The following is a 21,895-nucleotide window of genomic DNA, read 5'->3' on the forward strand; positions in this document are numbered from 1 at the left end:
TATCTACATGTCTCCGTTTCGAAACTTAGGGTTTCAGAAAAAAATGATGCTCAGTTACCTTGTCATGATGCTTCTGATCGGCTGTGTCACAACGTTGTTCAGCTACCAGATGACCAAAGTCACCACGGACGAGACACACCTGACGCAAAACGTGCTGCCGCAGGCGAGCAGCCTGCTTGACATCAAAAACCAGATGTACATGAAAACGTATGCGCTGAAAATGTACACCATCACCCGAGAGCCGTCCTATCTGGACGAGTACTACACCAACCTGATTGACACGTCGCGCTTCGAATCCATCCCCAAGACAGACACCAACAGCGACTTGTTTGCCATCATTGAATCTATTAGTGAACTGGATTTTCTGTTCTTGAACAAAATCAACCCGTTGCTGAAAGCCAACAACGTGGAGGCGGTCAGCTACGTCCTCACCCAGGAAGTGCAGCCGCACATCGACAAGTTGGAAAAGCAGCTCACCTTTTCGCTCAACCGGCTGGAATTCCAGACGAACAAGGAGTTTCAGCGGACCAACGAGAGCCTGAAAGTCTCCCTCATCCTCACCTATTCAGTCTCCGTGGCCGCCATTCTGTTTGGACTGTTCTGCACGTTCTACTTCCGCAAGGAGCTGCTCCGGCCGATCCAATCGCTGATCCAGCAGGTGCGCAAAGTGTCCAAAGGCACGTTCGGGCAGCAGATCATCTACAGCACCCGGGATGAGTTTTACGAGCTGGCCCAGGAGTTCAACCGGATGTCGAGAAACATCGCCCGCCTGTTTCAGCAGGATGAAGCCCGCCGCCTGGTACTGGAAGAGGAGAAAAACGTGCGCGAGCAGATCCTGAACTCGCTGCCGGTCGGGGTCATCACTCGCCACTATCACTCTGCCTGGGTGCACATCAATCAAAAGGCGAACGAACTGGTACAGCTGGACAAGAACTACTTTCCGCAGACCGACGATCCCTCCGTCTGGGAACAATCGCCGGATACGGACGAGGCGCCGTGGTTTGAAAACCGGAAGATCACCCTGTACAAGCAGGATGGCAGTTCGTTCACCGCGCTGGTCTCCTACGTGCCGCTGCGAAACCAGCACAACCGGGAGGCAGGGTGGATGGTCACCTTTACCGACATCACGGAACAGGAAAAGGTGCAGGCGTACCTGCACCAGTCGGAAAAGCTGGCCATGGTCGGCCAGTTGGCGGCCGGTGCCGCCCACGAAATCCGCAACCCGTTGACCGTCATCTACGGCTTTATTCAACTGCTCCAGCAGCGCCTCCCCGACGAGGAGCGCGACCGCCACTACCTGCCGCTCATCCTGCAGGAGATCGAGCGGGTCAACAAAATCGTGACGGAACTGCTGATGCTCTCCAAGCCGTCACAGCCCAACTACCGGGTAGTGGCGCTGGCCCAGGTGCTGGACTCAATTCTTCCGCTGATCAAGGCGGAAGCGACGCTGCACGGCATCGAAATCGTCGACCTCTGCGACAAGGAGACACGCATGCCGGTGGACGTGGAACAGCTGAAACAGATTTTGCTCAACCTGATGAAAAACAGCATCGAAGCGATGCGGCAGGGCGGCGTCCTCACCGTGGAAAACCGGGTGGACGAGAATTATGTGAACATCCACATCCGCGACACCGGCGAAGGCATCCCGCCAGAGCATCTGAACCGGATATTCGACCCGTTTTTCTCGCTCAAGGAAGACGGCACCGGACTGGGTCTGCCGATCACCCGGCGCATGGTGGAAAACCACGGCGGAGACATGCGCATCTTCAGCAAAGTGGGAGAAGGCACGGAAATCGTCATTTCCCTCCCGATCCAGCCGCGCGCCCTCGAGGGCAGCGCTTAATCCCGGGCAACGCTGTCCAGCCAGGCAAACATCCGCCGGGTGTACGTCTCCATCCGCTCTCCCTGGAACAGGTGGCTGGCTCCGTCCACCAGCCACAGCTCACAGGGTTTGCCGCACCGCTGCAACGCGTCCGCCAGGCGAATGGCGTGCTCCACTCCCACGTTTTGGTCTTCTGTCCCGTGGATGATCAGCACGGGGCAGGCAATCTCCGCCGCCCGGTAGACGGGCGACCGCCAGCGGTACGCCTCCGGCTGCTTGCGCGGGTGGCCGACGACGCGGCGAAGCATGCGCCGCAGGTCAACTCGCTCCTCGTAGGTGAGAAACAGGTCGCTGACCCCTCCCCACACCACCGCCGCGCGAATCCCGGGACACTCGATCGCTGCCAAGAGCGACATGATCCCGCCGCGGGAAAACCCGTAGACGCTGATCCGCGTCCGATCCACGCCCGGCATCGCCCGCAGCAGCTCGTAGGCGGCGAACACATCGTGCCGGTCCTCGCCGCCGAACTCGTCCCGTCCCTCGCCTCCTTCGTTTCCGCGGTAGTGCGGAGCCAGCACCACGTATCCAAACGACGCCAATTGGCTGATCCGCTCAGGCCTCACCTTCCCGACGCCCTTGATGCCGCCACGGCAGTAGAGCAGCGCCGGAAGTTCCGCCGCTTCTGCATCAGGAACAGCCAGAAGCGCTTTGACGCGCAATCCCTGGCTGAGATAGGTGACGGTGTACAGCCGGACGCCCGGCTGGACCGGCAGTTCGGGCTTCAGCTCCAGGAACGGCGCGCACGCCATGTTGCCTCCTGTTTGCACACGGACTCCTCCTCGTCTCCTTCGTCTTGCATTAAGATGCCCCGTTTTGCCTCCTACGCCTGGATGGGCATGGCGAAAATGCAAAAAGGGAAGAAGGGACGGTAACCGGTCCTTCTTCCCGATATGTCAAACCAGTATCAACAAGGCTTAATAGCCGCGTTTTGCGTTCTTTTTGTTGATGGTAGCAAGGTTCTCTTCGCTGTGCTTCAGCCAACGCTTCAGTTTGTCCTCGAAGGAAGCAGAGCTGTCACGTCTTGCGTTTCCTCCGCGGTCTCCTCCGCGATAGCCACCGCCACGGCGCTCGTCGCGTTCGCTGCGCTCCGGCGCAGGCAGTGCAGCGCGAACCGAAAGCGAGATTTTGCCTGCATCATCAATGGAGAGTACTTTTACCTTCACCTGATCTCCCACGGAAAAGTGATCGTTAATGTCCTTAACAAAACCGTTTGCTACTTGGGAAATGTGGACCAGCCCCTGCTCGGTTTCGCTGACTGCTACGAACATCCCAAACGGTTTAATCGCTGTCACTTTTCCCTCGATGATGCTTCCCACTTGTACTGCCATTCAGTTTGCACTCCTTTTATCATTTCCCAAAAATGTAAGAGAACCTCTACCAGAAGCCTCATTTCATAAGTATAACAGAGAAATTCAAATACTGAAAAGCCTAATCTTTTGCCGAAGCACACCGGCCGGCAGAGGTGAAAAACGATGGAAAAAGATGCAGGGAAGGACGCCTGGGTGCGTGTCCGATCCCCCTGTATTAGGATGGATGAGCTGCTCATCTTTTATCACGCCGTTTTTGTCCGGGCCACGCCCGCGCAAGCACGATCAGCAGCAGCATCGTGCACGCGCCGCTGGCATCCAGCACCACGTCAGCCACCTGTCCCGTCCTGTCCGGGGTAAAAGTTTGATGCCACTCGTCCAGCACTGCCACCGCCAGCGCCAAAAATGCGCTCCACGGCAGTGCGACCGCAAACGGTGCGAAGCGGTGCAGCACGCGGTACCCGATCAGGGCGAGCAGGGCAAATGTGGCAAAATGGGTTCCTTTGCGGAGAAAAAATTCAATAAACCCGTCTATGCCGCTTGCCTCTACGCTGATCTCCTGTTTTCCGTAGCGAAACGACACGTCCTTCAGACGTTCGCCCACCGCTTGTTCGTCAATGAAGCGGGAAATGGTTCCGCGCATGTCTTGTTTGTAGTAAGGCTGGGACGACGAAACGTACAAGCCGGCCAATATGGCGACCAGCAGCAGCACGTCCAACAGCCGCATGAATGTCTTCACGCTCTTCTTCCTTTCGCGGGAATGTTCCGCTTTCATTGTACCAGGAATCCGCTCGTCGCACGCCTGCAAAATGTCACGAATGGGCGTCGCGCGCTGTCACCGGCAGCGGTTGAAAATCCTCCTCGGTCAGCTCGTGCCTGTCCCGTACGGGGACGGCCTCCTCCCCCTTTGCCACCTGCTCTTTTTCCTGCCGTTGTCGCATGCGCGCATCCCGGCGGCGGACCTGTTCATTTTCCCACCAGGCATGCAGCCGGCTGCGCAGTTCCGCCAGTGACAATCCGGCGCGATTGGCCAACCTCTGCTCAGTGGCGTGCTGCATCGCCGGCACAAGGACGAGAACGGCGTAGGCGGCCAGGAGCAGACCCGTCATCAGCGCGACAGCAAACGAGGCGTGAAGGGCGGCGCCTTCCATCCACCCGGCAGCCAGCGGCAGACAGGCGGCAGCCGTCGCCGCCAAAACGCACACCAGCGGCCGGATCGCCCGGACTGTCCCGACACGAATCCCTTTGAGGACGGAGGGAGCGGCGTCCGCGCGGAACAATTCGTCCAGATGGATCAACGCCTGCTGTGTCATCACGGCACAGACGGCAGCGATGCCGTACACGCCCATCAGGTTGAGCGGCCGATCCAGCCAGAGCAGCCCGACCGTCACCCCTCCGGCCAAAACGGGCAGCAGCGCGAGCGCCACCATCCCGTGCCGCATCCGCCGGTAAAGAAGCAGACTGCACAGAAGCACTGCGGCCGCCGCCACGGCTACTGCCAGCAACCGTCCGGCCGTATCCTTTTTGTTTGCTTCCGCTTCTTCCAGCTTGTCCCATTCGCTTGCATTGAGGATCTCGTATCCTTCCGGAATCGTGAATATCTCCTTCATGTTGTCAGGGATCACATATGACAAGCTCCTGATTCGATCTTGCATGGAAACGGCACTGCTCAATTTGATTACGTACATGCCGTCCACGCGGCGATAGACGGGCGGTTCATCGACAATTGTCCATTCCGTCAGGTCACCCAGACGGACGGCTCCCTGCGGCGTGCGAATCAGGATCTGTTTCACCTGGTCGGGATGCTCCATCCACTTGTCGGGAAAGCGGGCGGTTACCGGTACCGCCCCGTTGTCTCCGTACAGGGTTCCGGCCTGCTGCTTTCCAAGATAGGTGGCCAACTGCCGCTTGATCTCCTCCTCCGTCACGCGGTAGCGGACGAGCATCTCCGGTCTGGGGCGAATGGCGATATACGTCCCCATATCGCCTTCGCCGATGCGCTCGTCGGTGATGATCTCCCGCCCGTCTTTGTCCGTCCACCGCAGCTCCTGCAGGTAGGCGACCGTCTGGGAGGCGATCTCCCGGACTGTGTGCAGGGACGGCCCTTTTACATAAAATTCCAACCTCGTCTTCTGGTCCTCTGAAAGCACGACGGCAAACGGATCGGTGCCGGGGATCTCCCGCAGTCGTTTGTCCAGCTCTTTTTCCAGTTCCGTCGGCGTCCGGGTCCAGCGGCTCTTGTCAATCAGTTTCAGATGAAAGGTAAGCCGCTCCCGACTGGCTGTCGTGTACAGGTCGCGCACTTCTTCCAGTCCGGAAAGACGCTCTTCCGCCACCCGGGCGGCTTGAATCGCCTCATCCAGCGTGCTGCCCTTGACCATCTCCAGCGACAGCGTCTTCTCCTGTCCGTCGATATCCCCGTACGGTTCGGTCAGGACAAAGGCGTCCAACAGCACGACGGCCAACAGCGAGAGGGCCACGGTAATCCCGTACGGCAGAAAGCCCTGGTTGACAGAGCGCTCCCACCGGTTCTTCAGGAAGCGGCCCACCCTGCCGCCCAGCAGGCTGCCCGCCAAATGCTTCCGCTCTGCGGCCGGTCCAGCGGCCGCGCCGCCGGTCAGCCATTGAGCGGCCTGCACCGGCACGATAAACCCGTACACCAGAAGCATGGTCAACGTCCCCAGCGTAAGAACCGGCAGTGCGTCATATAAAAGAGGCAGGTCGGCTGCTTTGACAAAGTCGGTCACCATCAGCACGCACCAGCCGGCGGCACAGACGACGACAGCCAGCAGCAGCGGCTTCAGCAGAGACCATGCCTCGCGCAGGCCGAGCACCGGCGACAGCTGCCCCGCTCCGGCCAGCCGATGGATCAACGCCGCTGCCGCCCCGACGTACAGCAGAGCAAAGACGGCTGTCGGGCCGAGCGAGGTCAACGTCAGCGGCACACCAATCAGCCACATGCCGCCCAACAGCGCTCCCAGCGACAGACATGCCGCGTACAGCATCAGCAGGGCGGCCATCGCACTGCGGAGCCATACGCCAAGCATCACTGCCGCCCCCAACCCGGCCACGGCCACAAGCCAGCCGATGTCGCGCAGCGCCGCCGTCAACGCCTGTGACCGGTCTTCCACCAGATCCAGCGTGTACCTGCCCGCTGCCTGTTCGTTCCACTCAGCCACGGCCTGCGCCACTTTGGCCCGGATGGCGGGAACCTGGGCCGCTTCCGTCGCGAAGACGCTGATCCCCACCGCCGGTTCGCCGTGATAGAGTGTCACCTCTTCCCCTCTGCTCCCCCGCAAATCGCGCACCTCGGCCAGTTCTTTCAGCGGCACGTATCCCTTCTCCGTGGCGATCAGCTTTTGGGCCAGCTCCTGTGGGCCTGACAGTTGGCCCTTCCACTGGAAAGCGGTCCGCTCACCGCCGGTTCCGACAGCGCCCACCTGCTCGTCCGCGCCGACGCCGCGCAGCTGTCCCAGCACATCCCCCGGAGTCAGGCCGTAGGTTAGCAGCATGGAGGGGCGAAACACCAGCTCCACCTCTTCCCGGACGCTGTGGTCCTCCACCTCCACGCGGGCTACGCCCGGGATGGAGGCCAGTTTGTCATGCACCGCGTAGCGGGCCGCGTCGGCCAGTGCCTGCACGTCCGCACCGTGCAGCAGATAACGGCCGATCTGATTGTCGGCCAGGTTGGCCTGGCTGAGACGCCAGCCGCTTATCGGCAACCGCGCTGTCGTCTCTTGCAGTTTCTGCTCCAATCGGCCTTTGTAGGAGCTGGCCGGCCGTCCCGCCGTCTTGACTGTGAGCGTCGCCCCTCCCGATCGGGATTCGGCGCTGATGTGCACCCCGGCGTCCAGTTCGCGGACTGCATTCTCCACGGGACGGGTCACAGACTCGTCCACGGCTTCCGCCGACATGCCGGGAGCCTCCAGGGCAATGACGTACTCCGGCAGGGGGCGGTCGGGAAACAGCGCGACATCCATCCTGGAAAGGGCGCCGACAGTCAGCAGGCAGCAGACGAGCGCCAGCAGCCCGGCCAGCGTCGGCAACGTCGAAGTGTAAGTGCGTTTACTCATCGGCCACTTTCACCACCTCACCGTCCGCCACATAGGAGAGTCCGGAACTGACGATCATATCGCCCGGCTTCAGCCCTTCCAGGACTTCATAATGGGGGCCGTACACATTGCCCACCTTGACGGGTGTTTTCCTGACCGTGTTCTCCTCGATCACCATGACGTAGTGGGATTCTTCGGAGATGCCGACACTGCTCGCGGGCACCAGCACTCCCCCGCTCGGCTTCACCTGATAGCGGCAGGTGACGGTCATACCCCCTTTCCAGACGTGCTCCCGGCCGCTGATTGTCACCTCTACCGGATACGTGCCGGTTCCGGCGTCGATCACCGGCGCCACGAAGCTGACTGTCCCCTCCGTCTCCGTACCGTCCGGCGCTTTTACCGTCACCGTTTTGCCCACGGCAAAATTGCTGATTTGCTCACCGGTCACCTGCAGCTTGACCAGCCAGCCTGAGGTGTCCACCAGGCGCATCACCTCGCTGCCCGGCCCCGTCTGCTCCGACTCCGCCTGCGATATCGACGCCACCACGCCCGAAAACGGCGCCTTCAACACGGCGTCCGCCGCCTCTTGCCGGGCCCGCTCCAACTGTACTCTGGCCTGCTGCACTTCGGCGTTGGCCTCTTCCACGTCCAGCTTGTCCGCTCCCTTCAGCAGATTGTCGTAGCGGATCTGCTTCTCCTCCAGGTCCAGTTTCGCCTGTCGCTCGCGGAGAGCCAGGCTGTCCAGCTCCTCTTTGGAAATGGCGCCGTTGGCGTAAAGCAGCTTTCCGCGCGCGTGCTCTTCCGCCGCCTGGGCAGCCGTCTGCCTGGCCTTTTCAAGCTGTATCTTCTGCGCCTCCACCTCGTGCTGCTCCGGCCCCTGCAACGCCTTTGCCCGACGAATGGCGGCACTGGCCACCTGCCCCTGGGCCGCGTTCACCTCCTGCTGCCACACGGACGTGTCGAGTGTGGCCAATGTCTCTCCCTGCTTGACCACACTGCCCTTTTTTACAAAAATATTGGCAATCCGGCCCGATCGGCCAAACGAAAGCGGCAGTTCCTTGAGCGGGGCCACCACACCGGCGATCTCCTGGGTCATGCCGTCATGCTGTTCGACCGTGTAGGCTTTCACCGTCTTCACCTTGATCACGCTTTCTTCTTGCAGGCGCTTCAGGTTTTCCACGCTTTTCTCCAGTTTTTCGCACCCGGCAATCAGCAGGGCAGCGAGGGAAAGCCCGATCCATTTCTTCATTCCATCAACCCCTACCCCGGACTCGATATGTCGAAACATGAAACATAAACAGAAAATGGGACAATTAGTACAAAATAATTTTACCGAAAGGATTCTACTTGCGCCACTTTTCTGTCGATTTTTACGATTCTTTACTTTACGTCTGCCACCGCGCCTTGTCCTCTTGGGCAAACAGGCGGAATTCCCCCCTTCTTTTCAGCCGATCGCCACTTCTGGTAAGATGGAGGTAGCCCGATTTTGTCAGCGCTTTCACGCGTCGCTTTTTCTCAATATTTCGAATGGTGGGAGTGAGCTTCATGGCAAAGATCTACTCGTCCTATGCGGAAATCGTGCAAGACATCCACGACGGTGCCACCTTGCTGGTCGGCGGTTTCGGTCTGGTGGGCATCCCGGAGAACCTGATCATCGCACTTCGCGACAAGGGCGTGAAGGACCTCACCGTCGTCTCCAACAACTGCGGCGTCGACGACTGGGGGCTTGGTCTTCTGCTCAAGGAAAAGCAGATTAAGAAAATGATCTCGTCCTACGTGGGGGAAAACAAGGAGTTTGAGCGGCAGTTCCTCTCAGGAGAACTGGAAGTGGAACTGACGCCGCAGGGAACGCTGGCTGAACGTCTCCGGGCCGGCGGGGCCGGCATTCCCGCATTCTACACACCTGCCGGCGTCGGCACCCCGATCGCCGAGGGAAGGGAAACCCGCGTGTTCAACGGCAAGGAGTACCTGCTGGAACACGCCATCACCGGCGACTTCGCCCTGATCAAGGCATGGAAGGCGGATAAGATGGGCAACCTCGTCTACCGCAAGACGGCCCGCAACTTCAATCCGATGATGGCCGCCGCCGGGAGAATCACCATCGTCGAAGTGGAAGAAATCGTCGAGACAGGTGAGCTGGACCCCGATCAGATTCACACCCCCAGCATCTACGTGCAGCGTTTGATCCAGGCTCCGTCGTTTGAAAAACGGATCGAACGACGCACGGTGCGGCAGTAATTCCAGCAAAAGGAGGATGCAGTGATGGCTCTTACGCGTGAACAGATTGCGATGCGCGCCGCCCAGGAAATCGAGGACGGCTTTTATGTGAACCTGGGGATCGGCATGCCCACCCTCGTCGCCAACTACATTCCGGAGGGCAAAACAGTCGTGCTCCAGTCGGAGAACGGCCTGCTCGGCATCGGTCCCTATCCGACGGAAGACGAAATCGACCCCGACCTGATTAACGCCGGCAAGGAGACGGTCACCGCCATACCCGGCGCCGCCTACTTTTCCAGCGCGGAGTCGTTTGCGATGATCCGCGGCGGCCACATTGACCTGGCCATCCTCGGCGCGATGGAAGTCTCTGCCGCAGGCGACCTGGCCAACTGGATGATCCCCGGCAAAATGGTCAAGGGCATGGGCGGCGCGATGGACCTGGTCCACGGTGCAAAGCGGATCGTCGTCATCATGGAGCACGTCAACAAACACGGTGATCCGAAAATTTTGAACGAATGCGCCCTGCCGCTGACCGGCAAACGGGTGGTGAACCGGATCATCACCGACCGCGCCGTGCTGGACGTCACCCCGGACGGCCTGGTGCTGAAAGAGGTGGCGGAAGGCTACACGCCGGAAGACATTCAGGCGTGCACGCAGCCAAAACTCATCGTCTCCCCCGACTTGAAAACAATCACGCCATGAAGAAAACACCCGTGTGAAAACAAACCGGCCTCGTCCCTTCTCAAAGGACGGAGCCGGTTTTTTGTTTGGTGCTGAATCGCTTCCCGCCCGGGAAACCGTTTATAATACAAGGAGTAAACAATCTTGACCGAGAGGAGATTCACCATGTCCAATACGCTTGGCTGCCTCGTCCTGCACGGTTTTGCCGGCGATATCCGGGATGTGATGCCGCTGGCGAAGACACTGCGTGAAGCGGGCTACCATGTGGAGTGCCCCACCCTGGAAGGACACGGCTTGGGCCGACGGCAGCTGGCCAAAAGCACCCGGCACGACTGGCTGCGCTCCGCCGATGAAGCGTACAAACGGCTGGCCATGCGTGCCGACCCGATTGTTGTCATCGGCTTTTCCATGGGCGGCCTGCTCGCCATTCACGTCGCCCACCGTCATCCCGTCCGCCTGTTGGTTACGATCAATTCCCCGTACCATTACTGGGAGGTGCGGCAGGCCCTGCGCAATCTGCGCGACGATTTCTCCACCCATTCCCGCCGCTACATCAACGGCCTGGTTAACATTCCGCTGCGCAGCATGCTGCAATTTCGCCGCTTGCTGAAAGAGACAAAGCCGCTCTTGCCCGACATCCGCGTCCCGTACGTGCTGCTGCAGTCGAGACGGGACGATACCGTGCGGCCATCCAGCGCGGAGCATCTGGCCAATAGCGTTGCCCCGAGGCAGGCGCCCGCATCTATTGGTACGACAACTCCGGCCACATGCTGCTGCACAGTCCGGACCGCGACGACGCGATCGCCCGCATCCTGGACGCAATTCGGGAACACGGCTCGGCGTAAGTAAACAGCGCGGACGGTGAATCCGAGCAAGCCCTGTGCGAAACCGGAAGAAGCGGAACGTACGAGAAATGGCAAATGGCCGTCCAATCGGTTGGCGATTCAATCCACTATCTTGTTTTCTCCGGCTTGTTCTCTCCGGCCGCATGCGCCTGCCCCGCCCGCCCGGACCAGGCGGCCGCCATCGCCAGCAGGAAGGCGGCAGTTCCTGCGTACAGTCCGTTCAGGCCGAACCAGCCGTCTGCCCAAAACGCGAGCAGCGGTCCAGCGGCGGCGCCGAGATCGGTCACCACCGAGTAACACGTCAGCAGCTGCGCGCCGTTGGCCTGCCGGGACGCTTCGTCTGCCGCCAGCGTGTCCATCACGGTAGTGAGCACCGTGCCGGTAAGCTGTATCCCCAAAAGCACGCCCAACCAGAGCGCAAAGGGCAGCGGCACTGCTGTGAGGCCGAACAACACCGCAGCCGCCAGCACCGCCCCGACCAGCATCCGCCGCCGTCCGCAGCGGTCCGACCACCTGCCGAACCACGGCGCCGCCCACGGTTCCCAGACCCAGCGGGCTCCCTGCACCACGCCGGCGACGACGGCCGAGCCCACCACCATCCCGCCGATCACCGCAAACGGCTGCCGAAGATCGATCAAGCGGCTCAGTGTGGAAACCAGTATGCCTTGGTAGCACATGGCGACAAACATTCCCGAGGCCATGGTCAGCGCGACACTCCCCGTCCAGCAAAGCTGCGGCCGCACCGCTGCGGCGGACGCATCGCCGCTCTGTCCGGTAAAGGATGCGGGGATGAAGGCAAAAACGAGGACAAACGCCACCAGCGACACCCCGCCAGCAAAAAGGACGTCGTCCGCAAGCCCACCCAGGCGACCAGCAGCGGGCCGGCCAGCATGCCGACCAGGCTGCCCAGCCGGAACAGTCCGTTGTACAGCCCCATGAAATGGCCGCGATTCCCGTCGTCGGAGACGCTGACGATCAACGAATAGGCACCCAACCGCAAGAAGGTCCAGGCCGCTCCCCAGAGACAGCGCATCAAAAGCCACAGCCAAAATCCCTGAAACCCGTACGAGGCTGTCGTCACGAACGCCAGGAACACGGCGATCGCCAACCCCGACCGGCCGCCTGTCCGCTCATACCATTTGCCGATCAACGGCCCCAGCGGCACCCGCACCAGCCGGTTGACCGAGAGCAGCACACCTACCTGCCAGAGCGCGTCCAGTCCCGCCTCCCGCCAATAGAGCGGAAGCGCCACGTACAGCACGGAATCACCGAGCACGCACATCGCTGTCACGAGAGCCAGTGCCATAACCTGTGTCTTGCCGTGTTTGCCTTCCATCGCAATCTCCTTTGCCGGAACAAATCTATATGCTTTACACTACAAAGGAGACTGGCAAAAATCCAATACATATTGGCACCCGACTCATAAGCAATCCTTATGAATGGAGGAAAATCATGAACCTTCACGCGCTGCGCATCTTCGTGGAAGTGGCGGCACGGGGCAGCGTGACCGGCGCGGCCGATGCGCTCTCCATCAGCCAGCCGGCCGTGACCGCGCACATCCGCAAACTGGAACGGGATCTCGACATCAAGCTGCTCACGCCGCAGGGACGAGGCATTGCGCTCACTCCCGAAGGACGTTTTTTGTATGAGAAAGCCCGGCGGATTTTTGACTGGGAACGGGAGATCGAGTCCCAATTGGAGGAGATCAAACAGGGCAAGCGGGGAAAGCTGCGGGTGGCGTCCACTTTTCTCCCCTCCCATTACCTCCTGCCCAAATGGCTGGCCGCCTACAAACAGCAGCACCCGCAGGCGGACGTGGAAATCCGCGCCGGAAACTCGAAGCAGTCGCTGGAACGTCTGCTCCGCTGTCAGGCGGACCTGGCCGTGGTCACCAACGAGTCGTGGGACGAACACCTGCCCATCCGGCGTCGGCACATTACGGATGTGGCCTTTTGGTTTATCGTCCCCGCCGGTCATCCGTTTGCCGGCCGGACGGTTTCATTGGCAGCGCTGATGCGGGAGCCGTTTTTGCTGCGGGAAAAGGGCAGTTCCACGCGGGAGAGGCTGTTTTCCCTCTGCCGCGAGCACGGCGTCGCTCCGCCGAAAGCGGGCCTTGAATACCACGGCCTGTTCGAATCCATCCAGTCCGTCAGGGCGGGGTACGGCTCGATGCTGGCACCGGAACCGTCCGTCCGTGAACTGGTGGAACGAGGCGAAGTGGGGCGAGTGCTGGTCGACGGTGTGACGATCAAACGGCCGATCTACATCTGCACCCGCGAGGAGGATGATGCCCTGCGCCCTGCGGCCGCCCGGTTTCTGGAGATGATCCTGCCGCCCTGCATGCAGACGTGAGGATGAGAGGCGAGTCGCCGTCGTCCCAATCAAAAAAAGAATTGATTGATTATTAAAAAGAGTTGATTGATTCGTTGTTATTGTTACAATGGATACAATGCAAAATGATTGGTCGCCGCAACATGTCTGCTTAAACTGGGGGGATTCCAATGGAACATTATGCGTTGTTCGTGCTTATGTCGATCCTGCTGATCATTCTGCCTGGCCCCGATACCGGCGTGGTGACGCAAAACACTGTTTTCCACGGCCGTTCAGGCGGGATGAAAACGGTTCTGGGCAGCACGTCCGGACTGCTGATCCACACGCTGGCCGTTGTCTGCGGCATATCGGCGATCCTGGTGAAGTCCGCGTTTCTCTTTTCCATCATCAAGTACGTCGGGGCCGTCTACCTTCTCTACCTGGGAATTACGTCGTTGTGGTCGCTTCGGAATCAGAAAACCGCGGCTGTTGAGCAGCCAGATGCCAAGCATCAGAACAAATCCCCCTTTCTGCAGGGATTTTTGACCAATGTGCTCAATCCGAAAGTGGCTGTCTTCTTCCTGACATTCCTTCCGCAGTTTGTAACGCCCGGCAGCTACGCGTTTCTGCAATTCCTCGCCTTGGGTTTGACTTACACACTGCTTACGGTCGCATGGTTTTTCCTGTACGTCCGGTTCATTGACCGGCTGCGCGCCTGGATGAAAAAAGCGTCCACACAGCGGGCCATCCAAGGAATCACCGGCCTTGCGCTGGTGGCGTTCGGCGTCACGCTGGCCCTGGAAAAGCGCCCGTAAATGATCCCTCAACGGCAAAGAGCCCTTCCATTTAGGAAGGGCTCTCAGCGTGTATACAAAGTCCGTGGCGCATGGGTGATAGGGCCCGCTCGCTCTCTTGACGACCAGCAAAGCAGGTGGCAGTGTCCACTTCAAAACGCGACGCGGGCAGGGGGCAAACATCTGGGTATTTAGAGGAAGTGAGACTTGTGCCCCCTGTTTTCCCCGCGTCTTTTGTTTTTCCGCTGGGCAGGTCGTCAAAGGAGCTCGCTTGGCCCATCACTCCATACCATGTATTTTTCTCCACCTTCGGTTGATTAATGTGCAGGCCTTTCGGCCTGGTAACGATAGAAAATCGTTTCTTTACGGAACCTCAATGATAAAAATACAGTTTGTCTTCAGTCTGAGAGCCCTTCCATTTAGGAAGGGCTCCACTTTTACGGAAACACGATTGTCTTGTTGCCGTAGACCAGCACCCGGTCCTCCAGATGCCAGCCGACAGCGCGCGCCAGCACGGTCCGCTCCACCTGGCGGCCCAACTGTTTTAGCGCCTCCACGTCCTGCTCGTGCGTCACCCGCAGCACATCCTGCTCGATAATCGGGCCGGCGTCCAGCTCCTCGGTGACGTAGTGGGCGGTGGCGCCGATCAGTTTGACGCCGCGGCGGTAAGCCTGCTCGTACGGCTTGGCCCCGATGAAGGCAGGCAGGAACGAGTGGTGGATGTTGATAATCCGCATCGGATACTCCTGCAAAAAGCGGGGCGACAGAATCTGCATGTAGCGGGCCAGGACGATTACGTCCACGCCGCTGCCCAGCGCGGCCAACTGCTCCTCTTCCGCCTCCGCCTTGCGCTCCTTCGTCACCGGGATATGGCGGTACGGAATCCCGAACGACTCCACGGTCTCCCGCATGTCGGGGTGGTTGCTCACCACGACCTCGATGTCGGCGTGCAGAGCGCCCGACTTCCAGAGCCACAACAGCTCCAACAGGCAGTGGTCCTCTTTGGAGACGAAGATGGCCATGCGCTTCCGCTTCTTCGCCTCCACCAGCGACCAATCCATGCCGTAGCTCTCCGCCACCGGCCGGAACGCCTGCTTGATCGCCTCGCAGCGCTCCTCCAGATTGACCACGTCAAATTCAATCCGCATGAAAAAGCGGCCCGTTTCCGGATCGGTCGTGTACTGGTCGGACTGAACGATGTTGGCCCCCTGTTCAAACAGGAAGGTGGACACGGCCGCCACAATCCCGGCCCGGTCCGGACATGAAATCAGCATGCGCGCCCGGTCCTTGTTTTTCTGCCGGTACGCCTGCCATTCTCTCTCTGACAAACGAAGCATGGATCTCTCTCCTCCAATAATGAACGTCAGGATGATCTAGTCATGATATCATCATATCATCCATTTTTGTCGTTTCCATCCCTATCTTTTCGTCAGAGGAGGACAGCCATGCAATCAAGTTTATTTGCCCGATCAATCTGTGTTTCCCCAATCCGGGTATGAACCGATTTCAGAAAGCGGTGCTCAGCGTGTAGACAAAGTCCGCGGCGCATGGGAGAGCGGGCCCGCTCGCTCGTTTGACGCCCAGCACAGAAGCGGATGAAGTCCGCTCCAAAACGAGACGCGGGCAGGGGACAAACATCTGGGTGTTTCGATGAAGTGAGACTTGTGTCCCCTGTTGATTCCCGCGTCTTCGTTTTTCCGCTGAGTCGGTCGTCAAAGGAGCTCGCTTGGCCCATCCCGCCATGCGATGCACATTGTCTTTTCGCTTCGGTTGATGAATAGGCAGGCCTTTCGGTCTGGAAATCATTTCTTGTGGGCGTTTACTCAAGGAACCGTTTGTCTTCAGTCTGGAACCGCTTTCAGAAAGCGGTGCTGCAATGCTTATAGAGCTCCGGCGCGCGGTGCCTTTTTGCCCGAGACGAGCTGATTATTCCAGGGTCAGCACGACACGGCCGTTGATCTGTCCCTTTTCCATCCGTTCAAATACTTCGTTGATCTTTTCCAGCGGCTGCGTCTCAATGATCGCCTTTACTTTACCGCGCGCAGCGAAGTCTAGCGCCTCCTGCATGTCCTTGCGGGTCCCGACAATAGAACCTTTCACAGAAACGCCGTTCAGCACGGTGTCAAAAATCGGGACAGGCAGCTCGTCGTTGGGCAGTCCGACCACGACCAGCGATCCGCCGCGCCGCACCGAACGGTACGCCTGTTCAAACGCCTTGCGCGTGACAGCAACGCTGATCGCGGCGTGCGCCCCGCCGATTTTTTCGGTAATCTCCGCGACCGGATCTGTCTTGGCCCCGTTGACTGTCAGGTCGGCCCCCAGTTCTTTGGCCAAGGTCAGCTTTTCATCGTTGATGTCGACTGCCGCCACGTTGTACCCCATCGCTTTGGCATACTGGAGCGCCAGATGGCCCAATCCGCCGATGCCGTAGATGGCCACCCATTCCCCCGGCTTGATGTCGGCCACTTTCAGCGCCTTGTACGTCGTCACGCCGGCGCACAGAATTGGGGCGGCCTCCACGTCGCTCAGGCCGTTAGGGATGCGAGCCACATACGCGGCAGGCGCCTTGCAGTATTCCGCATAACCGCCGTCAACGGAGTACCCGCCGTTCAGCTGTTTCTTGCACAACGTCTCCCATCCCGTCAGACAGTACTCGCACTCACCGCACGCAGAATACAGCCAGGGAATCCCGACGCGGTCTCCCGGCTTCAACGAGGTTACCCCTTCGCCTACCTTCTCCACGACCCCGACGCCTTCGTGTCCGGGGATCAGCGGCAGCTTCGGTTTGACCGGCCAGTCTCCGTGCGCCGCATGCAAGTCGGTGTGGCAGACCCCGCACGCCTTGATCCGAACCAGCACCTCGCCAAACCCGATCTCGGGGATCGGCACATCCTTTACCTCCAGCTTTTCGCGAAAGTGATTGACAACTGCTGCTTTCATCTGTTCTCCTCCTTTGAAACATGAATTACGTGCTTGTACCGCTCCATTTCAGCAAAAAGCATACCAAGCTCAAAAAATGAACAAATATTAGGATAATTCAACCTATTACAATGCTGTCGGGACAATTTTTCGGCCATCTGCCAAAAAATCGGCCCGCGGGCCGTAATTTTGTCCTTGGGAAGCGAGCCGCCCCTGTTTACAATAGAACCTGACAGGAGGTGTTCCCATGCAAATCTCCAAATTCATGACGCCGGAAATTATCTTTGGCAACCAGTCGATCAGCCAAGTCGGCGAAAGTCTGATTCGGCTGGGGGCAAAAAACGTGTTTCTCGTCAGCGACCCGGGCGTGGTAAACGCCGGATGGGCAGAGCAGGCGATCCGTTACCTGAAGCAGAGCAGACTGGAGTGGCACCTCTGGACGAACCTCACCTCCAACCCGAAAGACGAAGAGGTGCACGCCGGCGTAGCCGAATACCTTCGCCACGGGTGCAACGCGATTGTCGGCATCGGCGGCGGAAGCGCCATGGACGCAGCCAAGGCGATTGCCCTGCTCGCGTCGAACGGCGGCAGCATCCTTGAATACGAAGGTGTAGACAAAATCACGCGTCCCCTGCCGCCCATGGTCATGGTGCCGACGACGGCCGGTTCCGGCTCGGAAGTGTCGCAATTTTCGATCATCGTAGATTCCAAGCGCAAGGTCAAGATGACGATCATCTCCAAATCACTGATCCCCGACATCGCCATCATCGACCCGCAGACACTGATGACCAAGGACAAGCAGCTGACGGCCAACACGGGAATGGACGCGCTGACGCACGCGATCGAGTCGTACGTCTCGCTGGCCGCCACGCCGCTGACGGAAGTCCTCTCGCTGCAGGCGATGCGGCTGATCGCCCAGCACCTGCGCCCGTCGGCAGCCAGCCGGTACAATGCCGAGGCAAAGCAGGGCATGGCGATGGCCAGTCTGCAGGCGGGGCTTGCCTTTTCCAACGCGATCCTGGGAGCCGTCCACGCGATGTCCCACCAGTTGGGCGGGCTGCTGGACCTGCCGCACGGGGAGGTCAACGCCGTGCTGCTGCCCTACGTGCTGGAGTACAACTTCCTAGCCGCCCCGGAAAAGTACAAAAAGATGGCGGAAGCCCTGGGCGAAAACGTCTCCGGATTAAGCCTGTCCGACGCTTCCCGCCTGGCGATGAAAGCGGTCAAGGAACTGGCGAGCGATCTCGGCATCCCCGACCACCTGTCCACGCTGGGGCTGCAGCCGGAGCACATCCCGGTGTTGAGCCGCAACGCCGTCCGCGACGTCTGTATGGCCACCAACCCCCGCGACATGACGGAAGAAGACGTGCACATGCTGTTTTGCAATGCATTGTAGGAGGACGCCATGCATCACAAACAAGAAATCCTGGAGAAATTGACCGGCATCCAATCCTCGCGCAAAAGCTACTACCGCGAACTGAACCTTGTCGTGGACGAAATGAAGAAAAAGAACCGTCAGCTGGAAGTCATCAACTGCTTGACGAAAATCAAGATTGATGCGGACTGGAGCGAAGTCAGCGCCTATCTGGCGGAGCAGTTGTCCCGGCTGATCCCGTTTGACCTGTTCGCGCTCACGCTGGTGGAGGGAACGTCCCTCTCCGCCTATGTTGCAAAGCGAAACGGGGCGGATTGGCGGGTTCGCACCCTGACCCAATCATTGAAACGGGGAGAGTCCGTCTCCACGAGCGCGCTGGACCGCCTGTTTCAGACCGAACACCCCGGCTGCCGCTTCACCTCCGTCGCGCTGCAAAGCCGGCTGAACAAACCGTTTGGCTTTATCACCCTGCTTCATCAGCAACAGCCGCAAGACGACGGAGAGCATCTCCTCCTCTTTCAGCAAATTGCCGAACACGTCGGGGTGTCCGTGGAAAACATCCTCCTGTTTAAAGACGTCAGTGAGAAAGTGCAGATCGAAGCCCGGCTGATCCAATCAGCCAAGCTGGCCGCCATCGGCGAAATGGCCGCCGGAGTGGCGCACGAACTGAACAGTCCGCTTACCGCCATTTTGGGGAACGTCCAGCTACTGCTGAGGGAGACGCACACCGAGCCGCAGCGGCAAATGCTGCAGGACGTGTTTCAGTGCAGCGTCCGCTGCAAGAAGATCATTCAAAACCTGCTGACCTTTTCCCGGCAGGAGGAGTACCAGTTTGAGCGTCTGTTCATCAACGACCTGGTCGAAGTCGTGCTCGGCCTGATCGGCTACCAGCTTACCGTGTCCGGCATTTGCATCACGAAGCGGCTGGCGGACGAGCCGCTGGCTGTCTGGGGAAGCCGGCACCAGATCGAGCAGATCATCATCAATTTGCTGTTGAACGCCCGCGACGCGCTGCACGGCGCATCCAGCCCCGAGATTGTCATCACAACCTTTCGCCAGGAAACGGACGACGGCGTCTACGTCGGCATGTCCGTTCGCGACAACGGCGCAGGCATTGACGCAGAGCATTTGCCGCAGATCTTCCATCCTTTCTTTACGACCAAGGAACAAACAAAGGGAACCGGACTGGGTCTGTCCGTCAGTCTGGGGATTGCCGAGTCGCACGGCGGAACGCTGACCGCCGAGAGCGTGCGAGGGGAGTACAGTACGTTTACGCTCTTGCTGCCCATTTACACAGATGAGGAGAGTGCTGATGAATCCGAAACAGGTGCTAGTCGTTGACGACGAAGTGGAGGTTACGTCCTTTTTCTCTTATTTTCTCAAAGCCAAGCAGTGCGACGTGACGGTCGCCCACTCGGGAAAAGCGGTCCGGCAGCTTTTGGCCGGCGATTTCCCGTTTCACCTGGCGCTGATTGATTTGAAGCTGCCCGATGCCAACGGACTGGAGCTGCTCTCCGCCATCAAGGCGCGACAGCCCGCCTGCGAGGTCATCATCATGACCGGCTACAGCACGATCAAGTCGGCGGTGACCGCCATCCAATCGGGAGCGCGAGACTATCTGGAAAAGCCGTTTGACGATCTGGACAGTCTGGAACAGGTGATCTTCTCCGTCTGGGACAAGCCCGGCGGCCTCTCCGATGAACTGGCCGAGACGGCTGCCCGCTTCGGCATCATCTACACGGCCGGCAGCCCGATGGCAAAAGTCCTGTCCGTCGCGGACAAGCTGGCCAAAAAGGCGATCAACGTGCTGATCGAAGGCGAAACGGGCACCGGCAAGGAACTGATGGCCCGCTTTCTGCACGGAGTCAGCGCCCGTTCGCAGCATCCCTTCGTCGGGATCAACTGCGGCGCAATCCCGGAGTCCCTGCTGGAAAGTGAACTGTTCGGCCATGAAAAGGGAGCGTTCACCGGTGCGGTCAAAGAGCGCAAAGGCATCTTCGAACTGGCCAATAACGGGACGCTGTTTCTCGACGAGATCGGAGAAGCCCCCCCGCTCATCCAGGTGAAGCTGCTGCGGGTCATCGAGACAGGCGAGTACATGCGGGTGGGCGGCGAGCAGACGCTGAAGTGCAACGTCCGGTTTATCGCTGCCACCAACCGGAATCTGGAACAGGAGGCGGAATCGTCCCGGTTTCGCGCCGACCTGCTGTACCGCCTGGAAGGAGTAAAGCTGACCATTCCCCCTTGCGCGAGAGGCCAAACGACATCCCGGCCATTGTGCACGCCTTCCTGGAAAAGAAGTTTGGCGGCGCCTGCCGGGTCGATCCGGAAGCGATGACGCTGCTGCAGCACTATGAATGGCCGGGCAACGTCCGCCAGCTCATCAACGTGGTCAACCAGGCGGTCGCCATCCACGACTGCGCCGTCTTGAAGCCGGAACACCTGCCGCAGCCGATCGTGAGCGGTGCGGGCACCCCCCGGGACAAAACAGCCGGACCGCCTGCTGTTCACCATGCGATCGAACAGGAAGCGGTCCGGTTTGTACAGAATGTCATCGGGCAAATCGGTTCGGTGGACGAGATTGACTTTGTCCAACTGCTGGGCAGAATCAGGAGGCTGGAGACGGAGATAGGCCGCCAGGTGATTGCCAAAGGGCTGGCCGAAACCAGCGGAGACCGGGAGCTGTTAAGCAAAAAGCTGGGCATCTCCAAACGAACGCTGCGCTACATCCTGAACGAAAAAGACTAGCGCTGCGCTTCACCGCCTCCCGCAACGTGCGGCCTTTTTCCTGGAGTCGTCTTCCCGCGTGGCGAACCGTCTAGCGGTTGGCGATACCGTACAGGAGCATGTCCACGGTGAGGGCGATCTGTTCCTCTTCGGAGCGCTTGGCGTATTCCTCCGGCTCCGTCACGTGCTTGAACAGGATCATCCCAAGCAGCGAAGAGAGCATCATGCGAAACACCGCCTCCGTCGGCAGTGGGCGCAGTTCGCCTGCTTCCTTGCGCTCCTCGATCAGTTTCGCCGCCAGCCGCTTCATCTCCTGAAAGACCGTCGATAGCATCGCTTCGCGGATTTCCTCGTGGAAAAACGCCTCCTGCAGGAGAATCCGGACGTGCTTTTCATTGGCCCCAATCAATTCCAGCCGGTTCCGGTACAGCTCGGTGAGCACCTCGGCCAGCGGCTTTTTCGCCTGCTCCTGAAAAATGACGCGCACGTCCTTCAAAATGAACGGGGCGGCAAACTTGACCAGCACAGGGGCCACCAGGGCCAGCAACAGGTCTTTTTTGGACTTGTAGTGGCGGAAGATGGTGCCCTCCGCCACTCCCGCCTCTTTGGCGATTTCAGCTGTCGAGCTGGCATGAAACCCTTTGGCGGCAAACAGCTTGAGCGACGCCTGCAGGATGCGGCGCTGCTTCTCCGTCATTTCGCTCTCGTCTTTCAATTCCTCGACAAACTGCATCAGGCTTTCTTCAAACGATCGGCTCATATCCTTGCAAACGCTCCTCCATCCGA

General features: G+C 59.6%; 18 protein-coding genes and 1 pseudogene. 9 read left to right on the forward strand and 10 right to left on the reverse strand.

Annotation, left to right across the window (positions count from 1 at the left end; all coding sequences use genetic code 11):
- The first annotated feature begins 7 nt into the window (after window positions 1–7).
- A complete protein-coding gene (locus tag IRT44_RS02740) occupies window positions 8–1,843 on the forward strand; it encodes a sensor histidine kinase (protein ID WP_230077406.1) in 1,836 nt (611 codons plus the stop codon).
- Here IRT44_RS02740 and IRT44_RS02745 read toward each other — a convergent pair.
- The 5 genes from IRT44_RS02745 to IRT44_RS02765 all read right to left on the reverse strand — a co-directional run bounded on the left by IRT44_RS02745 (window position 1,840) and on the right by IRT44_RS02765 (window position 8,490).
- Window positions 1,840–2,631 (reverse strand): alpha/beta hydrolase family protein, encoded by a 792-nt coding sequence (locus tag IRT44_RS02745; protein WP_212132899.1) that lies wholly within the window; start codon window positions 2,629–2,631, stop codon window positions 1,840–1,842. The two genes, IRT44_RS02740 and IRT44_RS02745, sit on opposite strands and share 4 nt — an antisense overlap.
- Window positions 2,632–2,796: 165 nt before the next feature.
- Window positions 2,797–3,210: a S1 RNA-binding domain-containing protein gene (locus IRT44_RS02750; protein ID WP_171566789.1), complete on the reverse strand. Its 414-nt coding sequence runs from the start codon at window positions 3,208–3,210 to the stop codon at window positions 2,797–2,799.
- A 214-nt stretch (window positions 3,211–3,424) separates the two neighbouring features.
- A complete protein-coding gene (locus IRT44_RS02755; protein ID WP_230077407.1) occupies window positions 3,425–3,928 on the reverse strand; it encodes a VanZ family protein in 504 nt (167 codons plus the stop codon).
- Between the two features lie 73 nt (window positions 3,929–4,001).
- Window positions 4,002–7,262, reverse strand: a complete 3,261-nt coding sequence (locus IRT44_RS02760) for an efflux RND transporter permease subunit (RefSeq protein ID WP_230077408.1) — start codon at window positions 7,260–7,262, stop codon at window positions 4,002–4,004.
- Window positions 7,255–8,490 carry an efflux RND transporter periplasmic adaptor subunit gene (locus IRT44_RS02765; protein ID WP_230077409.1) on the reverse strand — a complete coding sequence of 412 codons (1,236 nt, stop codon included), beginning with the start codon at window positions 8,488–8,490 and terminating at the stop codon, window positions 7,255–7,257. The genes IRT44_RS02760 and IRT44_RS02765 overlap by 8 nt, the downstream gene beginning before the upstream one ends.
- A gap of 296 nt (window positions 8,491–8,786) precedes the next feature.
- Between IRT44_RS02765 and IRT44_RS02770 the strand changes: the two genes are divergently transcribed.
- The 3 genes from IRT44_RS02770 to IRT44_RS02780 all read left to right on the forward strand — a co-directional run bounded on the left by IRT44_RS02770 (window position 8,787) and on the right by IRT44_RS02780 (window position 10,988).
- Window positions 8,787–9,479, forward strand: coding sequence for a CoA transferase subunit A (locus IRT44_RS02770; RefSeq protein ID WP_171566785.1), 693 nt, complete (start codon window positions 8,787–8,789; stop codon window positions 9,477–9,479).
- 24 nt (window positions 9,480–9,503) lie between these two features.
- Window positions 9,504–10,160: a CoA transferase subunit B gene (locus tag IRT44_RS02775; protein WP_171566784.1), complete on the forward strand. Its 657-nt coding sequence runs from the start codon at window positions 9,504–9,506 to the stop codon at window positions 10,158–10,160.
- A gap of 144 nt (window positions 10,161–10,304) precedes the next feature.
- Entirely contained in the window at window positions 10,305–10,988 is a 684-nt protein-coding gene (locus IRT44_RS02780) for an alpha/beta hydrolase (RefSeq protein ID WP_230077410.1), read from the forward strand.
- Between the two features lie 103 nt (window positions 10,989–11,091).
- Here IRT44_RS02780 and IRT44_RS02785 read toward each other — a convergent pair whose 3' ends face one another.
- Both IRT44_RS02785 and IRT44_RS02790 read right to left on the reverse strand, forming a co-directional pair.
- Complete coding sequence (locus IRT44_RS02785) at window positions 11,092–11,802, reverse strand: MFS transporter (RefSeq protein WP_230077411.1); 711 nt, start codon at window positions 11,800–11,802, stop codon at window positions 11,092–11,094.
- Window positions 11,688–12,320: an MFS transporter gene (locus tag IRT44_RS02790; protein WP_230077412.1), complete on the reverse strand. Its 633-nt coding sequence runs from the start codon at window positions 12,318–12,320 to the stop codon at window positions 11,688–11,690. The genes IRT44_RS02785 and IRT44_RS02790 overlap by 115 nt, the downstream gene beginning before the upstream one ends.
- 116 nt (window positions 12,321–12,436) lie before the next feature.
- On the opposite strand from IRT44_RS02790, the gene IRT44_RS02795 reads away from it, so the two are divergent.
- Together IRT44_RS02795 and IRT44_RS02800 are read left to right on the forward strand one after the other, a co-directional pair.
- Window positions 12,437–13,336: a LysR family transcriptional regulator gene (locus IRT44_RS02795; RefSeq protein ID WP_171566781.1), complete on the forward strand. Its 900-nt coding sequence runs from the start codon at window positions 12,437–12,439 to the stop codon at window positions 13,334–13,336.
- A gap of 149 nt (window positions 13,337–13,485) precedes the next feature.
- Window positions 13,486–14,109 (forward strand): LysE family translocator, encoded by a 624-nt coding sequence (locus IRT44_RS02800; protein WP_171566780.1) that lies wholly within the window; start codon window positions 13,486–13,488, stop codon window positions 14,107–14,109.
- A 416-nt stretch (window positions 14,110–14,525) separates the two neighbouring features.
- Here IRT44_RS02800 and purU read toward each other — a convergent pair whose 3' ends face one another.
- Window positions 14,526–15,425, reverse strand: a complete 900-nt coding sequence (gene purU / locus IRT44_RS02805) for a formyltetrahydrofolate deformylase (RefSeq protein WP_171566235.1) — start codon at window positions 15,423–15,425, stop codon at window positions 14,526–14,528.
- Between the two features lie 589 nt (window positions 15,426–16,014).
- The gene (gene adhP, locus IRT44_RS02810; protein ID WP_230077413.1) at window positions 16,015–17,028 is read right to left on the reverse strand and encodes an alcohol dehydrogenase AdhP; all 1,014 of its coding nucleotides are present in this window, start codon (window positions 17,026–17,028) and stop codon (window positions 16,015–16,017) included.
- Window positions 17,029–17,254: 226 nt separating this feature from the next.
- Between adhP and IRT44_RS02815 the strand changes: the two genes are divergently transcribed.
- The 3 genes and pseudogenes from IRT44_RS02815 to IRT44_RS02825 all read left to right on the forward strand — a co-directional run bounded on the left by IRT44_RS02815 (window position 17,255) and on the right by IRT44_RS02825 (window position 21,130).
- Complete coding sequence (locus IRT44_RS02815) at window positions 17,255–18,403, forward strand: iron-containing alcohol dehydrogenase (protein WP_171566239.1); 1,149 nt, start codon at window positions 17,255–17,257, stop codon at window positions 18,401–18,403.
- 9 nt (window positions 18,404–18,412) lie between these two features.
- Window positions 18,413–19,723: a sensor histidine kinase gene (locus IRT44_RS02820; RefSeq protein ID WP_171566241.1), complete on the forward strand. Its 1,311-nt coding sequence runs from the start codon at window positions 18,413–18,415 to the stop codon at window positions 19,721–19,723.
- Window positions 19,695–21,130, forward strand: a pseudogene (locus tag IRT44_RS02825) (sigma-54-dependent transcriptional regulator). The gene IRT44_RS02820 and the pseudogene IRT44_RS02825 overlap by 29 nt, the downstream one beginning before the upstream one ends.
- Before the next feature lie 70 nt (window positions 21,131–21,200).
- Here IRT44_RS02825 and IRT44_RS02830 read toward each other — a convergent pair.
- A complete protein-coding gene (locus IRT44_RS02830; protein ID WP_171566244.1) occupies window positions 21,201–21,869 on the reverse strand; it encodes a TetR/AcrR family transcriptional regulator in 669 nt (222 codons plus the stop codon).
- Window positions 21,870–21,895: the final 26 nt, after the last annotated feature.

It is taken from the genome of Brevibacillus sedimenti (assembly GCF_020923495.1).
GTDB classification, from domain to species: Bacteria; Bacillota; Bacilli; order Brevibacillales; family Brevibacillaceae; genus Brevibacillus; species Brevibacillus aydinogluensis.

What these genes read in the sequence shown, in the direction of transcription:
- IRT44_RS02740 (WP_230077406.1), top strand. Translation starts at nt 8, where the DNA reads ATGTCTCCGTTTCGAAACTTAGGGTTTCAGAAAAAAATGATGCTCAGT.
- IRT44_RS02745 (WP_212132899.1), bottom strand. Translation starts at nt 2,631, where the DNA reads ATGGCGTGCGCGCCGTTCCTGGAGCTGAAGCCCGAACTGCCGGTCCAG.
- IRT44_RS02750 (WP_171566789.1), bottom strand. Translation starts at nt 3,210, where the DNA reads ATGGCAGTACAAGTGGGAAGCATCATCGAGGGAAAAGTGACAGCGATT.
- IRT44_RS02760 (WP_230077408.1), bottom strand. Translation starts at nt 7,262, where the DNA reads ATGAGTAAACGCACTTACACTTCGACGTTGCCGACGCTGGCCGGGCTG.
- IRT44_RS02765 (WP_230077409.1), bottom strand. Translation starts at nt 8,490, where the DNA reads ATGAAGAAATGGATCGGGCTTTCCCTCGCTGCCCTGCTGATTGCCGGG.
- IRT44_RS02770 (WP_171566785.1), top strand. Translation starts at nt 8,787, where the DNA reads ATGGCAAAGATCTACTCGTCCTATGCGGAAATCGTGCAAGACATCCAC.
- IRT44_RS02775 (WP_171566784.1), top strand. Translation starts at nt 9,504, where the DNA reads ATGGCTCTTACGCGTGAACAGATTGCGATGCGCGCCGCCCAGGAAATC.
- IRT44_RS02780 (WP_230077410.1), top strand. Translation starts at nt 10,305, where the DNA reads ATGTCCAATACGCTTGGCTGCCTCGTCCTGCACGGTTTTGCCGGCGAT.
- IRT44_RS02790 (WP_230077412.1), bottom strand. Translation starts at nt 12,320, where the DNA reads ATGGAAGGCAAACACGGCAAGACACAGGTTATGGCACTGGCTCTCGTG.
- IRT44_RS02795 (WP_171566781.1), top strand. Translation starts at nt 12,437, where the DNA reads ATGAACCTTCACGCGCTGCGCATCTTCGTGGAAGTGGCGGCACGGGGC.
- IRT44_RS02800 (WP_171566780.1), top strand. Translation starts at nt 13,486, where the DNA reads ATGGAACATTATGCGTTGTTCGTGCTTATGTCGATCCTGCTGATCATT.
- purU (WP_171566235.1), bottom strand. Translation starts at nt 15,425, where the DNA reads ATGCTTCGTTTGTCAGAGAGAGAATGGCAGGCGTACCGGCAGAAAAAC.
- adhP (WP_230077413.1), bottom strand. Translation starts at nt 17,028, where the DNA reads ATGAAAGCAGCAGTTGTCAATCACTTTCGCGAAAAGCTGGAGGTAAAG.
- IRT44_RS02815 (WP_171566239.1), top strand. Translation starts at nt 17,255, where the DNA reads ATGCAAATCTCCAAATTCATGACGCCGGAAATTATCTTTGGCAACCAG.
- IRT44_RS02820 (WP_171566241.1), top strand. Translation starts at nt 18,413, where the DNA reads ATGCATCACAAACAAGAAATCCTGGAGAAATTGACCGGCATCCAATCC.
- IRT44_RS02830 (WP_171566244.1), bottom strand. Translation starts at nt 21,869, where the DNA reads ATGAGCCGATCGTTTGAAGAAAGCCTGATGCAGTTTGTCGAGGAATTG.